Raw genomic sequence first — 15,726 nt, forward strand, 5'->3', positions numbered from 1 at the left:
CTGCGCTTTATCGCGAATGGTAAAAGTGGCGCACAAAAAAACGGCCGGGGCATCTGAAAGACACCCCGGCCGTATTGGCAAGCTCAAGCGTTTACTGCACTTCTACCGCCAGGCTTTCACTGATCTTTTTCTGCCAGATGGCAGGACCGGTGATGTGGACCGACTCACCCTTGCTGTCGACCGCAACAGTCACTGGCATGTCCTTGACGTCGAACTCGTAGATCGCTTCCATGCCCAGTTCGGCGAAAGCCACCACGCGGGATTTCTTGATGGCTTGCGCCACCAGATAAGCCGCGCCGCCGACTGCCATCAGGTACACGGCTTTGTGGTCCTTGATCGCTTCGATCGCAGTCGGGCCGCGCTCGGATTTGCCGATCATGCCCAACAGGCCGGTTTGCTCGAGGATCTGACGGGTGAACTTGTCCATCCGCGTCGCGGTAGTCGGACCGGCAGGGCCAACCACTTCTTCGCGCACCGGATCAACCGGGCCGACGTAGTAGATGAAGCGACCCTTGAGGTCCACCGGCAGGGTTTCACCCTTGTTCAGCATCTCGACCATGCGCTTGTGCGCCGCGTCGCGACCGGTGAGCATCTTGCCGTTGAGCAGGACGGTTTCGCCCGGCTTCCAGCTCTGCACGTCTTCAGGCGTCAGGGTATCGAGGTTGACGCGACGGGCCGACGGGCCGGCTTCCCAGACGATTTCCGGGTAGGCGTCCAGCGGCGGCGCTTCCAGGGAGGCCGGGCCGGAACCGTCGAGCACGAAGTGCGCATGACGGGTGGCGGCGCAGTTGGGGATCATGCACACCGGCAACGAAGCGGCGTGGGTCGGGTAATCCATGATCTTCACGTCGAGCACGGTGGTCAGGCCACCCAGGCCCTGGGCGCCGATGCCCAGTTGGTTGACCTTCTCGAACAGCTCCAGGCGCATCTCTTCGATACGGTTGGACGGGCCGCGCTTTTTCAGCTCGTGAATGTCGATGGATTCCATCAACACTTCCTTGGCCATCACCGCGGCTTTCTCGGCGGTGCCGCCGATGCCAATGCCGAGCATGCCCGGTGGGCACCAGCCGGCGCCCATTTCCGGAACGGTTTTCAGCACCCAGTCAACGATCGAGTCGGACGGGTTGAGCATGGCCATTTTCGACTTGTTCTCGGAACCGCCGCCCTTGGCCGCCACGTCCACTTCCACGGTGTTACCCGGAACGATGGAGTAGTGGATAACGGCCGGGGTGTTGTCCTTGGTGTTTTTACGAGCACCCGCCGGGTCGGCGAGGATCGAGGCACGCAGAACGTTTTCCGGCAGGTTGTAAGCCCGGCGCACGCCTTCGTTGATCATGTCGTCCAGGCCCATGGTGGCGCCATCCCAACGTACGTCCATGCCCACGCGAACGAAGACGGTAACGATGCCGGTGTCCTGGCAGATCGGGCGGTGGCCGGTGGCACACATCCGCGAGTTGATCAGGATTTGCGCCATGGAGTCACGGGCCGCTGGCGATTCTTCGCGCAGGTAGGCTTCGTGCATCGCCTGGATGAAGTCAACGGGGTGGTAATAGGAAATGAACTGCAGGGCGTCGGCAACGCTCTGAATCAGGTCGTCTTGCTTGATCACGGTCATGAGTCGCGCTCCTCTAAAAGACGGGAACATTCAATAAGGTGCTTGCAGCTTGGGTGCATCGGTCGGTTGCAAGCACCTTTACAAGGCACGCCGGGGCTGCTGGCGCGACGCTAAAAAGGCGCGGCAGTATAACGCGCCTCGGTTCCGGGCACACCCGCCGGTAGTCAATCTCGTGGCGAGGGGATTTATCTGTGGTGAGGTGGATTCAACTGTGGTGAGGGGATTCAACTGTGGTGAGGTGGATTCAACTATGGTGAGGGATTTATCTGCGGCGAGGGATTTATCTGTGGCGAGGGGATTTATCCCCGTTCGACTGCGAAGCAGTCGTCAATCCGACACACGCGGTATACCTGAACCAACCGGGGTGCAGGTTTGGGGGCGGCTTCGCCACCCAACGGGGATAAATCCCCTCGCCACAGATAAATCCCTCATACCAGATAAATCCACTCATCACAGGTATTGCACTTGGCGATAAACAGGGATCGGGAGGTCATGCCTTTGACGCCAGTATTCCGCCCTTAAAATTGAATGGTCATTTATCAGGCACGCAACTAAAGTGGCATTCGGTCTGTAGAGTAGGACACTCAAGCAGCCTCCCTTCGCACGGTGAGTCAACGATTGACCCATAACGCCATCCAGCGCTTGTTGCTCAAACGCTTCGCCCTCGCAGCCGGCACCTACGCCCTGGCTCTGTTGCTGTTGTGGCTGGCGTTTTTTACCGGTCATTACGATGAATCCCTGTCCAACGTGGTCATCGGCAGCGCGCTGGTGGTCATCAGCCAGGCCGCGTTGTTTGCGGTGTTTTACAGCGGCTGCAACCTGCGTTTTTCCGATCCCAGCCTGACCGAAGCGCAAGTGTTGCTGGGGCTGGGTTGGCAAACCTGGCTGATCGCCCATCTGGACGAAGCACGCGGCGCGTTCCTGGTGTTCTACGTGCTGATTCTGCTGTTCGGCTTGTTTCACCTTTCGCGCTTTGCCTTCTTGCGGTGCGCGCTGTTGGTGTTCGTCAGTTTCAGCGCGATCACGCTGTGGGAGGGGTACCACTTTCAGTTACCCGACCCGGCACTGGCCGCGTTGCAGGTGTGCGTGCTGCTCATCGTGTTGGTCTGGCTGGAACTTTATGCCCGTCACGTCCAGGCCTCCCGTCAACGCATGCGTCAGCGCCGATTTGCCTTGCAGGCGCATCAGGACACCCTGCGCGGGATGATGCGCCAGCTCGAAGACCTGGTGGCCACCGACGAACTGACCGGGCTGTTCAATCGCCGGCATTTCCTGCGCCTGGCCTCCCGGGAGTTGAGGGCCATGGACGCCGATGTCATGCATGGCCTGGCACTGATCGACCTGGACCATTTCAAACGCATCAACGACGTGCACGGCCATGCCGCCGGTGATCAGGTGCTGCAAGCCTTTGCCGCCGTGGCCACCGCCTGCTTGCGCGATGGCGATGTTCTGGCCCGTTACGGTGGCGAAGAATTCGTCGTGCTGTTGCCCGATTGCAACCCCGAGCGCTTGACCTCCTGCTGCGAGCGGCTGCGCATTGCGTTCACCGATGTACAACTGATCGGACTCGACGTCGCCCATCTCAGCTTGTCGGCGGGCATGACATTGCTCGAAGTGGGCGATGATCTCGACGAAGCCTTGCAGCGCGCCGATCAGGCGCTTTATCGCGCCAAGCGTGACGGCCGCAATCGTTGCGCGGCCGCGTGGGAGAACGTCGATGCCTGAGTTACGGGTCGGCGAACGCCAATGGTCGGTGGCGGCGGGCAGCAACCTGCTCGATGCGTTGAATCAGAACGGCGTGTCGGTGCCCTACAGCTGTCGCGCCGGCAGTTGCCATGCCTGTCTGGTGCAATGTGTCCAAGGGCTGCCGAGCGACAGCCGCCCCGACGCCCTCAGCGCAGAGCAACGACAGCAAGGCTGGCGCCTGGCGTGTCAGTGCCAGGTGGTCGAGGACTTGCAAGTCCACACGTTCGATCCGCTACAGGACGGCCGCCCGGCCGAAGTGGCGGCTGTCGATTGGTTAAGCGCCAATGTGTTGCGTTTGCGCCTGATCCCCGAGCGTCCGTTGCGCTACAGCGCCGGGCAGCATCTGGTGTTGTGGGCAGGCAATGTGGCGCGCCCGTATTCATTGGCCAGCCTGCCGGAAGAAGACCGTTTTCTGGAGTTCCACCTCGATTGTCGCCAGTCGGGGGAATTCAGCGATGCGGCCCGTCAGCTGAAAATCGGCGATGCGCTCCGCCTCGGCGAACTGCGCGGCGGAGCGCTGCATTACGACCCGGACTGGAACGCCCGACCACTTTGGCTGCTGGCCGCCGGCACGGGGTTGGGCCCGTTGTTCGGCATCTTGCGAGAAGCGTTACGGCAAGATCACCAAGGTGCCATTCGCGTCATTCACCTGGCCCATGATGCCGAGGCGCATTACCTGGCCAAACCCCTGCAAGCCATGGCCGCCAGCCGCGCGAACCTGAGCATTGAGCTGTGGACAGCGGCCGAGTTGCCCGAGGCTTTGGCGCAACTGCGGCTTGTTTCACGGCAAACCCTGGCCTTACTCTGCGGGGCCCCTGACAGCGTGGACGCCTTTGCCCGGCGCTTGTACCTGGCGGGATTGCCGCGCAATCAACTGCTGGCGGACGTCTTTGTTCTGCGCGGTTGAGCGCTGATTTTTCAGACGCGAGACCGACCATGAGCGATGCCATCCAGTTTGAACGCGAGCGCGGCCTGCTGACCCTGCGCTTCAACCGCCCCGACAAGAAAAACGCCCTGACCCGCGCCATGTACAGCCACTTGGCCGAAGCGCTGCAACTGGCGGATACCGACCCTGAAATCAATGCCGTGCTGATCACCGGGACTACCGAGTGCTTCACCGCCGGCAACGACATCGCCGACTTCATCCAGCAACCGCCGAGCAACCTCGACAGCCCGGTGTTTCAATTCATGCTCACCTTGCTCGAATGTCGTAAACCGGTGATCGCCGCCGTCGCCGGTGCAGCCGTGGGCATTGGCACGACGATGTTGCTGCATTGCGATCTGGTGTATGTCAGCCGCGATGCGCGCCTGCGCATGCCGTTCGTGAATCTCGGGTTATGTCCGGAGTTTGGTTCCAGCCTGATCCTGCCGCGGTTGCTCGGGCAGGCCAAAGCGGCGCAATTGTTACTGCTGGGTGAAAGCTTCAGCGGTGAACAAGCCGCGCAGTGGGGGATTGCGACCGAAGCCCTGGACAGTGGCGAAGCGGCGTTGGCCAAGGCGCGGGAGGTGGCGTTGCGTTTCGAGTCGCTGCCGCCGGAAGCGGTGCGCATCAGCAAGCAATTGATGAAAGCCGCGGACCGCGAACAACTGCACAAGGCCATAGAAGAAGAGAGCGCACAGTTCACCCAACGGCTGCGCTCGGCGGAAGCGATTGCGGCGTTGACCGGGTTCATCAAACGGCATTGATTCTGCGGTGACTGGGCGGGCCCCTTCGCGAGCAAGCCCGCTCCCACAGGAGGGCGAACGCCACAGATCCAATGTGGGAGCGGGCTTGCTCGCGAAGGCGTCCGTCAAGACGACACCTCTTACGGATCAAAAACCAAAAAGCCCCGCCATTCACATGGCGGGGCTTTTTGCGTATGTGCGCCCAAAAACTGAAAAAACACGGGCTGTCTACTGTCAAGTCTGACAGTAGACGGCCCCTACCTTCACTGTTCAGATGCTCTGACCCGGCGCAGTCCTTTAACCCCCCCGGTGATCATTCATTATTTGAAGGAGAACACAATGTCAGCACAAGACCTGCTCTCTGGCACGCTCGATCCTGCCTTTGGGGTAAACGGCAAGGTCCACCTTGACTTCGACGCAGCGACAAGCGCCACCATCAAGGGACTGACCGTGGCGACCGATGGAAAAATCTATTTCACCGGGCGTTACATCGCTAACGAACAGGCCGGGTACATGCTCGGACGCCTTAATGCCGATGGATCGCCTGACCCGACATTCGGCGCCCATGGTCTTGTCATTGACTCGTTCGCAGGTGAACCCGACTCAGCTGGCAGTACCATTACCCTTCTTGAAAACGGGAGCATTCTTCTTCAGGCCTCAACCCGTGTAGATCAGTACCCCGCGTACGTCCCGGCGTTGGCCCGCTACAACCACAACGGCAGCCTTGATCCAGATTTTGGCACTGGGGGGAAAGTCATCATCGACACCCCGCTTGCCACTGCCATTGACCCACCGGGTCAAACGGCAATGACCCCGACAAGCCCGGCATCAGACATTGCCCAGGTACTTCCCGACGGTAAAATCCTGGTCTGCACCTATCGTCCCCGGGTAGGAGCGATTTTCAGACTCCAGAGCAACGGTTCACTTGATCTGAGTTTCAATGGTGTTGGCTACATAACCTTGAGCCATCCTGACGCACCTGATCAGCCGGTATTGATCGACAATGTATTGCTTCAAGCAGACGGCCAATACCTGGCCTGTGGCAGTTTTAACCAATCAAAAAATGCTTTTGTCGCTCGTTACAACACTGACGGCAGCCTGGATCGCACCTTTGGTAAAGAGGGCTTCGTTCTCGTTGCTTCCTCTCCCTCTGACGACAAACGCCTGCGCTTCACACAGATGTCGATGCAACCTAATCAACGAATTCTCGCTATTGGCGAAGTTATCTCCAGCCCCTCTGAAGGCGTGATGGTGAGTCTTGAGCCTGATGGAAGTCCAAACATCCAGTTCAATGGCGCGCGCCCGGTTTACACGCAACTGGATGACAAACCGACCGGCTGGGTAGGTGCTGCGATGCAAACCGACGGGAAGATCGTCGTGGCGGGAGCCATACAGGGTTCAGACGCCATTCACTTCGACGGCGTTGTCGCTCGTTTCCAGAGCAATGGCACCCTGGATCCTGTGTTCAACGGATCGGGTTGGACCCGTACCGGTTTCGACAAAGGTGATGGTGTCACTGCGATGACGCTGCAGACCGACAATAAGACGCTGCTCGCGGCTGACGATCAATCGCAAAAATCAGCCATCCTGCGTTACCTGGCGTAGCCCTTCGCCCGGGCCCGAAAGGGCTCGGGCACGATTGTCATCATCCTCAGTCGGGAGAGCAGGACCATGTCCAACGTACACAACCAGTCACCTTTAGCTTCTGGCGATCTAGATCCCGGCTTCGGCGATGGCGGCCGAATTTACTTGAGTGTTGAAGGCTATGGCGAAACTGTAAAAATACAACCCGACAATAAAATCGTCGTTGGATTTCGCACTGGTCCCGGCTTCGGGCTGGCTCGTCTACAGCCAGATGGCTCGCCAGACATGACCTTTGGTATCGATGGATACGTCATTGGAGAGTTCGGCCAGGATAACGAGATCACCCCGGTGACTGATCTGCACCTGCTGCGCGATGGTCGAATTCTACTCGTCGCAGAGAAGACGACATCAATGCGCACGTACCCGGCACTGGCCATGTTCCATCGCGATGGCAGTGCAGATACGACCTTTGGCCAGAACGGACAACAAATCGTCCAGCTCAAACCTGACGGACAAGACGAGCTGCAAACAGGATTCTGCCGCCATTCAACGGTGTTGGCCGGCGATAAAATACTCCTGACACTCACCCCCCAAAGGGTATTGAACGACCGATACGAGGGACTGCTGATTCGACTGGAACCCAATGGTTCTCTGGACACCACATTTAATAGCCGAGGCTATGTCCCTGTCCCTTACAAAGACTCTGGGCTGACGACGCTTGAAGGTGTTGCCGTGCAAGCCGATGGCCGTTACCTGGTCGCCGGTACGACGCGAATACGTACACACACGTTCAGTTTTATGACACGAATTCATGAAAACGGGGGCATCGACGCGACATTCGGAGAGCTAGGTTATGCCACGGTCGAGATACCAGGGGTAAACACTTATCTGGGACCGATAGCCCTCACCCAGGACGGCAAAACGGTCGGCGCAGGACATCTGGGCGGGGCGTGGTATACCGGCCGTGGGCTTCTATCGGTTATCGACCCCGAAGGCCAACCGGATGCGCAGTTCAACAATGGAATGCCTGCCCTGCTATCCATCCCGCAAATGGATGTGATGTGGCGCGATGTCATCGTCCAGAATCAACACCTCACACTGGTCGGTGGCGGTCAAACATCGGAAGGCATAACCCGGTATGCCATCGCCCGCTACCTGCCCTCCGGACAATTGGATAGCCGTTTTGGACAAGAGGGCGTTATCCGAGGGGAACCCAGGGTATCTATCGCTGCTGCAACGCTACGACAGCACGACGCGAATATCATCACCGTCGGTACCACTGAAGGTAACGGTGAACGTGTGACGGTCAGTTGTTATTCGGGATGAGCCGGCCATAGAAGAAGAGAACGCACAGATCACCCAGCAGCTGCGCTCGGCGGAAGCGATTGCGGCGTTGACCGGGGTCGCCAAACGGCATTGATTCTGCGGTGACTGGGCGGGCCCCTTCGCGAGCAAGTCGAGTCGTCGCACCGCCGCTCCCACACTGGATCTGTGGGTACACAAACCCCCTGTGGGAGCGGGCTTGCTCGCGAAGGCGTCCATCAAGGCGACACCTCTTCCAGATCAGAAACCAAAAAGCCCCGCCATTCACATGGCGGGGCTTTTGTTTTTCAGCAACCGATCACTCAGACCATCTTGTCGCCAACGTGCAGGATTTTCATCCCGTTGGTGCCGCCGATGGTGTGGTAGCTGTCGCCCTTGGTCAGGATCACCCAGTCGCCTTTCTCCACAACACCGAGTTTGAGCAACTCGTCGATCGCGGCCTGGCTGACTTGCTCAGGCGGCAGCGATGCCGGGTCGAACGGCACGGTGTAGACGCCACGGAACATGGCAGCCCGAGCCTGGGTTTCGCGGTGCGGGGAGAACGCGTAGATCGGGATCGAGGAACGGATGCGCGACATGATCAACGGCGTGTAGCCACTTTCGGTCAGGGCGATGATCGCCTTCACGCCCGGGAAGTGGTTGGCGGTGTACATGGCTGCCAGCGCGATGCTCTGGTCGCAGCTTTCGAAGACCTTGCCGATGCGGTGGCTGGAGGTCTTGCTGGTCGGGTGCTTTTCAGCGCCGATGCAGATGCGCGCCATGGCTTGCACCGCTTCCAGCGGGTACAGGCCGGCAGCACTTTCCGCCGAGAGCATCACGGCGTCGGTGTAGTCGAGCACGGCGTTGGCTACGTCGGACACTTCGGCACGAGTCGGCATCGGGTTCTGGATCATCGACTCCATCATCTGGGTCGCCACGATCACAGCCTTGTTGTGGCGGCGTGCGTGCAGAATGATTTTCTTCTGAATGCCCACCAGCTCGGCGTCGCCGATTTCCACACCCAGGTCACCACGGGCAACCATCACGGCGTCGGAGGCTTTGATCAGCGCGTCGAGGGTTTCGTCGTCGGCCACGGCTTCGGCGCGTTCGATCTTCGCCACCAGCCAGGCAGTACCGCCGGCTTCGTCGCGCAGTTGACGGGCGTATTCCATGTCGGCGGCGTCACGCGGGAAGGACACGGCGAGGTAGTCGACCTGCATCTCGGCAGCGAGCTTGATATCGGCCTTGTCTTTTTCAGTCAGGGCCGGAGCGGTCAGGCCGCCACCGCGACGGTTGATGCCTTTATGGTCGGACAGCGGGCCGCCGATCAATACGGTGCAATTGAGTTCGGTGGCATTGGCGGTATCAACGCGCATCACCACACGGCCGTCGTCGAGCAGCAGCTCGTCGCCCACGCCGCAGTCTTTAACCAGGTCCGGGTAGTCGATGCCGACGACGGTCTGGGTGCCTTCGGTCAGAGGATGGCTGGTGGAGAAGGTGAATTGATCACCGATCTTCAGCTCGATCTTCTTGTTGGCGAATTTGGCGATACGGATTTTCGGGCCTTGCAGGTCACCCAGCAGGGCGACGAAGCGGCCGTGCTTGGCCGCGAGGTCACGCACCAGCTTCGCGCGAGCCTTGTGCTCGTCGGGGGTGCCATGGGAAAAGTTCAGGCGGGCGACGTCCAGGCCAGCCAGAATCAGCTGTTCGAGAACTTCCGGCGAGTTACTGGCCGGGCCAAGGGTAGCGACGATTTTGGTGCGACGGACGGACATGCATAGACTCCTGAGTTCAAGCGCTGGGTGAGGCTACTATGGTCTCTGGTTGTAGTCATTGTTCGTTTGCACTACTTATTCGTTTGTTTCTTGAAACGAACAATCCCGAAAGTTTTCAGCCACACCGATTTCAATAGACCTACCGTTTGTCGGCACTGTCAGTTCTATCAGGTAGGCAGGCGCTTGAGGGCGGGATTGAATGCGCTGGAGCTTCGTCAACAGGTGACGAGTCAGGGAGATGACAACATGACTACAAACTCTCAGCAACCGGCGGAGCCGGTAATCGTTGAACCGGGAACGGCCGCTACAGTGGAAAACCCAGTCAGATTAAAGGGAACCGGTGTTCCAGATGCCATCGTTGAGGTTAGAACGGAAGACAAGCTTTTGTTATTGAAAGTCCGCGTATGGTCGGACGGTACTTGGTCAGGTAATGCTTCTGAAAACCTGCCTGAGGGTCGGAATACTATTTCGGCAGTCCAGACCAATAATTATGGGCCTTCGCCTGCGTCGCGGAGTCGATCCTTCGTAGTCGAATGACCGGAACGTCTTCGTTCATTTGCAAGCCCACTGAGCCTTGGCGGCTCAGTGGGTTTTTTTTTCGCTCGGTCAGGACGTTGAGTGCCACCTTGCGCGAATACTCCGAAGCGGGTGATTCGTTACCGCTTGTCTTATGCTGCTACACGCTCATTCCGGCACCCGATCATTGAAGATTTTCGCCAACGGGTCGATACAGAGCGCAAGACAGGAGAACCCCCATGCGATTCGTGCTCATTGCCGCCCTTGCCCTCAGCGTCACGGGCTGCACCCGTTGGTCGATGAACCATCATTTGAATAACGCCTACAGCGCCTATGACCGTGGCAATTGCGAGCAGGTGATGCTCGAACTGTCCAAAGTCGAACGCGCCAGCCGAGCTCGGCCTTACGTGTGGCCGGAAGCATCGATGATGCGCGGCTTGTGCCTGGAACGACAGAAACTGTTTGTCGATGCGGCGCAAACCTACCAGTTCATCATCGCCGCGTACCCGCAAAGTGAGTACGCCTACCGCGCCCGCGCCCGCCTGGAAACCTTGCAGTCGCTGGGCCACTATCCGCTGCGCAGTGCGGCTGCGGTCGTGCGCCCGACGCAGTTCTGATGGTCCTGATCGTTCAAAGGCTGGCTCACCGGCGGTGGTGAGCTATAGTCGAATAGATCGATTCAGAGCCTTGCCTCTGTCGACGCAACACCTGTGATCGGCAGGCGTAAGCGGCAGCGGCGTTATGGACTGTCGCACCGGGATCGGGGAGAGCGCGCCCATGCCTCTGTATAAAAGAAGCCGGCCCGTTCCGAAGCATTAGTGCGGCTCTGCTTAAGAGCCTTGCTGGGCCATTTGCGCATGTTTACTGACCGCCGGATCGAGCGGCATCAACTGCCGTATTTTCTAAGAGTGTTCAACAGTGTCACCGACAAACCCATCGGCTTTCTGGGCAATGTGTCCGAAGACGGGCTGATGCTGATCAGCCAGCTGCCGATGATGATCGGCGCCGATTTCGATTTGCGCCTGAAAATCCCCGACAGCGATGGCTGCATGCAGGTCATCGATCTTCAGGGGTGTTGTTTGTGGTGCCATGAAGACACGACCCCTCACCATTACGACGCCGGGTTCAGCCTGCAACGGGCACCGCCGGAGTATGGGCAACTGGTCAGCGCCTTGAAGCAATACTTCAGTTTTCAGCCGCTGCCTGCTTCTGCGTGATGCCCTGCGGTGCCTGTACTGGCGCCTTCGCGGGCAAGCCCGCTCCCACAGTGATCGCGTCGAACAAAACGTTGGCGTACACCACCGAACCTGTGGGAGCGGGCTTGCCCGCGAAGGCGTTAGCGCAGGCGCCTGATATTTAAGCTCAGGTCACCTTGATCGCCGTCTCGTTCTCCAGCGACCGCTCCACCAGCATCAACCCCAACTCACTCAACTGATAAATCGCCATCGCCAGATGCCGCGGCTTGTCCTCCAGGCTTTCGGCCAGGTCGAGCAGCAGAATGCTGACCGAGGAAAAGGTCTCGTAGGTCTGGATGGTCAGGGCTTCGGGGTTTGCATCGGGGACGACGGTGAACATTTCCATGGCACGGTCCTGGGATGAAGGGAGGCGGTTGATGTGGGGTTTGAGGTAATGGTCCAGCGCCTTGTTGGCGGCGGCGTTGAGCTTTTTTGAATGGAGGGTGGAATAGGGGGAAACCGGGTCGGCTTCGGGGGGATTGGGTGTTGCCTTGAACATAGTCGATCTCCGTAAGGGAGCCACCACCGTCTCGCGACTAAACGAATTAGGGTGGCGGCTGGACGCAGGTTAGTCGACCGGCGGAGATACGAAATCCGGCGCGCCCGAGGGCGCCCTGCGTACAGCCACCATCAAGTGCGGGGATAGGGAATTCCCGACTGGATGACGCTTATGCACATCGTATCGAACCGCCGGGCGACTAAACCCGATCGCTGATTGGCAGCGACGCGGATCAAGTTACGGGGCAAGACCAAGGCGCACAAGCCGGCGGATTCTGGCGGATCTGTAGGCAAATGCGCAAGGCGCTGTAGCCGCGGACTGAAGGGTTGAAAACATTAGGAAAAGTGATGGGGTATAGGAGGGCCGTTCGTCGGCACTGTCATATCTGACAGGTAGTCGGTCGCCCGTCGATCGATGTAAAAGAAAGCAGTGGGTCAAGTTGCGGCAGGCCGAGTTTGCGTCCAAGTACAGGAGTTGGATCATGTCCGATGAGAAAGTTGATTTTACAGATGCTGCTCATGAGCAAGGTTCTGTCGATGAGAGATCGGACAACCCTGTAGAGCCTCTGACTCAGAGTGCACCGCAAGCCGGCGCGAACATCCTGACAACTGATGAGGCAGGATTAGTTTTTATTCCTCCTCCACTAGAGATCAGTAGTCTCTTTGATTGGACGATTGTCAATCGATCGAATGTTTTTATTTTTAAAATTCCGCACTGGGATCAGCACCACGTTTGGTTTAATTACTGGGTGAACGGCGCTTTGACGAATTCTTTTGAATGGCGGTATTTCCCGGGTGAGAAATGGAATCACCATCCCGTTGATAGTGCTAGTTCCGGTGTGGGCGTGTATGAAGCGTACTGGAAGTATGGTGCACACTACTCTGAAAAGATTTATAGATACGTATACGTTAGTGATCAACCTGTTATTACGTATCCGGCTCAAAATCAAGTCGTAGCGGATCGCCAGCTAAGGATTACCGGGACCGGCGGTGAAGGCTGTAACCTCAGGGTGATGAATAGTCACTCGGGAGAGCCGCTGAGTGCAACGTTCACGGCCAATGCAAATCAATGGGCCATCAATCTCAATCAGCCCTTGCCTTATGGTGATTATTCAATTGTCGTTGAGCAATCCAGCCCCGGATTTACTTCTCGTAATTCTGCAGTTCGAAATTTCAAATTATACGATGCAACGCTATTTAAGCCGCGCGAGGGTGATGTGCTGCGCCAGAACGATATCATCTTCACGGGAGAATCCGTTGCAGGTGCTGCTCTTCAGATAGTCGATGCGGAAAAACTTAATGTTGTGTACAGCCCTTCGATTACTGTTCCAACTTCCGGTTATTGGGAAGTGTTGCCGAATCCAATGCTGCCAATTGGAGAATATAAAGTAAAGGTTCGATGGCAAATGTATGGGGGGACCTTCTACTATTCGGACGCCGTGACTTTTACAGTGGCCGGTGTGCCGCCGTTCATTACCATTCCCGTGAGTGGTAGTACTCTGGAACAAACCTTTACCCTAAGCGGGCACACCGGATTGGCAGGTGCCACCGTCGAGATTCTTAAGGATCTAGACAAACACACCGTTCTTGGCACCGGTCCAGTGAAGGCTGGCGGATTTTGGGACGTCACTGTCACCGTATCACCGGGACCTATTTCCCTAGCGGCGGAGCAATTCATTGGCAGCGGTGAGCATTCCGGGCGCAGTCGGGAGCGCAGCTACAATATCCGCCCACCCAAGGTCGAGTTACTTGATGCCGTTGCAACAAACGGCACGGTAACCATTACCGGTACGGGGTATATCGGTGCCAGGCTTGAAATTTGGTATACCCAGCGAGATGTTGTAAAAACCTTTGACGTCACCGAGACCCTCTGGACGAAGACTTACCCTGACTGGCTACCAGGCTCCTACAGCATCGATGCGAAACAGAAAGTTCTAGGTTTGAGCAATGCCTGGATTGATTCTGAATGGAACACCAAGCCGGTCATTTTTGACGTAAAAGTCCCCCCACCCACGCTCACACATCAAGTTGGTATCGACCAGAAACCAAAGTTTTCCGGCACCGGTAACGGTTGGGCTGGCCACGCGCCGGCCAAAGTCGAACTGCGGATCACCAGTTCCTCGAACTCCATACTTCCTTCGATGCCGATCGTCGATGTGAAGAACAATAGGTGGAGCAACGATGCGCTCGAGCAGTGGGACCCGGGCACCTATTCTGTTGAGGCGCGGCAGCTGTTCACGCCCACCGGAAAACCACAACTTTCGTCGGACTGGACGGGGCCACAACAAGTAGTTATCAAGGCCCCACTGCCCGCCATCGATCCCATCGTCGAAAACGGCTTGTCCCCGGACATCACCGGCACTTGCTGGAAGGGCGCGGTGGTCACGCTCTTCTTCAGTGACGCCATCACAACGGCCCATCCCGTGCCTGACAGCGACAGGGACGGTCGATGGACCTTCCGCCGTCCGGCGCTTTTCAAACCAGGTTCCCACACCGTCAAGGCGACCCAAACCTTTGGCGGACAGACCTCCAACGAGGTGACCAAACCCTTCACCGTGGACGTTCCCACACCAGTCATCAAACCGATGACGCCGCCAGTGGGCTATGAGCCAATCATTACAGGCACCGGCGGATATGCCGGTGCCGAGATGACGATTTACGATTACGCGAACAACCGGCCACTGGGCAAGGCGATGGTGATTGGAGAGGCTTGGACGGTTCCGCTTCTGGAGCTCGAATTTCGCGAGTATCAGATTTACGCCGTGCAGTCGTTCGACAAACTGCCTTCTGGCAGAAGTGAGCTCATCAGCTTTAAAGCGGTGTTGTTGCCGCCCACGGTCGACACGCCGAAACCGGGGGATACGGTTGCCCGCACGTTCCGAATCGAAGGTCATGGCAGTCGCGCGTCGGGTTCGGAGGTGGCGCAGGTGTGTGTGTGGCGGGGGGAGGAGCTTGAGCCTTGGGACCGGATTCGAGTGAAGTACGACGGCACTTGGTACTACGACGCGACCTTGCCGTTGGGGACCGAAACCTTGCGGTTCAAACAGTTCTTCAAGGGGCAGGCATCTGAATTCACGCTGGATCATGTTCTCGGCGTCGTGCCTGCTCACCCGGTGATCGAAACACCGGCCCGCGGTGAAGCCATCGAGTCACGTGTGGCGATTTCCGGCTTTGGCTACGGGGGCGATACGGTCAGCGTTGCCTTCGCTGACGCACTCGATGTGATTCTCGGTACGACGCAGGTCCTGGAAAACGGCACCTGGTCGCTCTGGTTGTTGCTTGACCGACCGGCCGGTCATCCCTCGCTGGTGGCTCAACAAAGCTTCGGGGACTACCTCTCTGGATGGACCACGCCGCGACCGGTTGAACTTCGGCCCCAGCCACCGCAGTTTACCGCGCCGCTCCCTGGCCGATGGGTCAAATCCCAGCCGACGTTTGCCGGCACGGGAATGCCGGGGGCAGAGATTCGGCTGCAAGCCTGGTTCAACCCGGACATAGACCTGATCACATCCCCTGCTGTCGGCGAAGACTGGGAAGCGACACCGCCGAACGAGTTACCCCGAAGCGAGCACTGGGTGTGCGCGGTGCAAAGCGTGAAAGAGGGTGGGGAGCAGGTATCTGCCACGGCTGACAGTGCTCGATTTGAAATCATGCCCGCTCAGGGCCGCGGTGCTGATTTGAACCCTTAGCTCCCCGACAAACGGTAGCGTCTACTGTCATTTGTGACAGTAGACGCTACACCTGTCATGTCACCTAATGGAGCCACAGGGAATGACAGGCCCGTCATTCG

At 58.2% G+C, this 15,726-nt stretch carries 11 protein-coding genes; 8 read left to right on the forward strand and 3 right to left on the reverse strand.

Features of this window, described 5'->3' with window-relative positions; all coding sequences use genetic code 11:
• Nucleotides 1–91: 91 nt before the first annotated feature.
• Complete coding sequence (locus KW848_RS28740) at nt 92–1,615, reverse strand: fumarate hydratase (protein ID WP_008156025.1); 1,524 nt, start codon at nt 1,613–1,615, stop codon at nt 92–94.
• Nucleotides 1,616–2,233: 618 nt separating this feature from the next.
• Here KW848_RS28740 and KW848_RS28745 point away from each other — a divergent pair.
• From KW848_RS28745 to KW848_RS28765, 5 genes are all read left to right on the forward strand, one after another.
• Complete coding sequence (locus KW848_RS28745; protein WP_111451937.1) at nt 2,234–3,340, forward strand: GGDEF domain-containing protein; 1,107 nt, start codon at nt 2,234–2,236, stop codon at nt 3,338–3,340.
• Nucleotides 3,333–4,268: an iron-sulfur-binding ferredoxin reductase gene (locus KW848_RS28750; protein ID WP_102615359.1), complete on the forward strand. Its 936-nt coding sequence runs from the start codon at nt 3,333–3,335 to the stop codon at nt 4,266–4,268. The genes KW848_RS28745 and KW848_RS28750 overlap by 8 nt, the downstream gene beginning before the upstream one ends.
• Nucleotides 4,269–4,297: 29 nt before the next feature.
• Nucleotides 4,298–5,047 carry an enoyl-CoA hydratase-related protein gene (locus KW848_RS28755; RefSeq protein WP_218538822.1) on the forward strand — a complete coding sequence of 250 codons (750 nt, stop codon included), beginning with the start codon at nt 4,298–4,300 and terminating at the stop codon, nt 5,045–5,047.
• A gap of 318 nt (nt 5,048–5,365) precedes the next feature.
• Nucleotides 5,366–6,631 carry a hypothetical protein gene (locus KW848_RS28760; RefSeq protein ID WP_218538823.1) on the forward strand — a complete coding sequence of 422 codons (1,266 nt, stop codon included), beginning with the start codon at nt 5,366–5,368 and terminating at the stop codon, nt 6,629–6,631.
• A 66-nt stretch (nt 6,632–6,697) separates the two neighbouring features.
• The gene (locus KW848_RS28765) at nt 6,698–7,936 is read left to right on the forward strand and encodes a hypothetical protein (protein ID WP_218538824.1); all 1,239 of its coding nucleotides are present in this window, start codon (nt 6,698–6,700) and stop codon (nt 7,934–7,936) included.
• 299 nt (nt 7,937–8,235) lie between these two features.
• Here the strand turns inward: KW848_RS28765 and pyk are convergent, their stop codons facing one another.
• The gene (pyk, locus tag KW848_RS28770) at nt 8,236–9,687 is read right to left on the reverse strand and encodes a pyruvate kinase (protein ID WP_076028423.1); all 1,452 of its coding nucleotides are present in this window, start codon (nt 9,685–9,687) and stop codon (nt 8,236–8,238) included.
• Between the two features lie 755 nt (nt 9,688–10,442).
• Between pyk and KW848_RS28775 the strand changes: the two genes are divergently transcribed.
• Both KW848_RS28775 and KW848_RS28780 read left to right on the forward strand, forming a co-directional pair.
• On the forward strand, nt 10,443–10,820 hold the full coding sequence (locus KW848_RS28775) for a tol-pal system YbgF family protein (protein WP_218538825.1): 378 nt from the start codon (nt 10,443–10,445) through the stop codon (nt 10,818–10,820).
• 240 nt (nt 10,821–11,060) lie between these two features.
• Nucleotides 11,061–11,420 (forward strand): PilZ domain-containing protein, encoded by a 360-nt coding sequence (locus KW848_RS28780; protein ID WP_074879553.1) that lies wholly within the window; start codon nt 11,061–11,063, stop codon nt 11,418–11,420.
• A 145-nt stretch (nt 11,421–11,565) separates the two neighbouring features.
• Here the strand turns inward: KW848_RS28780 and KW848_RS28785 are convergent, their stop codons facing one another.
• Nucleotides 11,566–11,937: a DUF6124 family protein gene (locus KW848_RS28785; protein ID WP_218538826.1), complete on the reverse strand. Its 372-nt coding sequence runs from the start codon at nt 11,935–11,937 to the stop codon at nt 11,566–11,568.
• A 481-nt stretch (nt 11,938–12,418) separates the two neighbouring features.
• On the opposite strand from KW848_RS28785, the gene KW848_RS28790 reads away from it, so the two are divergent.
• On the forward strand, nt 12,419–15,625 hold the full coding sequence (locus tag KW848_RS28790; RefSeq protein WP_218538827.1) for a hypothetical protein: 3,207 nt from the start codon (nt 12,419–12,421) through the stop codon (nt 15,623–15,625).
• Nucleotides 15,626–15,726: the final 101 nt, after the last annotated feature.

This window comes from Pseudomonas sp. PDM25, from assembly GCF_019219045.1.
Taxonomy (GTDB): Bacteria; Pseudomonadota; Gammaproteobacteria; order Pseudomonadales; family Pseudomonadaceae; genus Aquipseudomonas.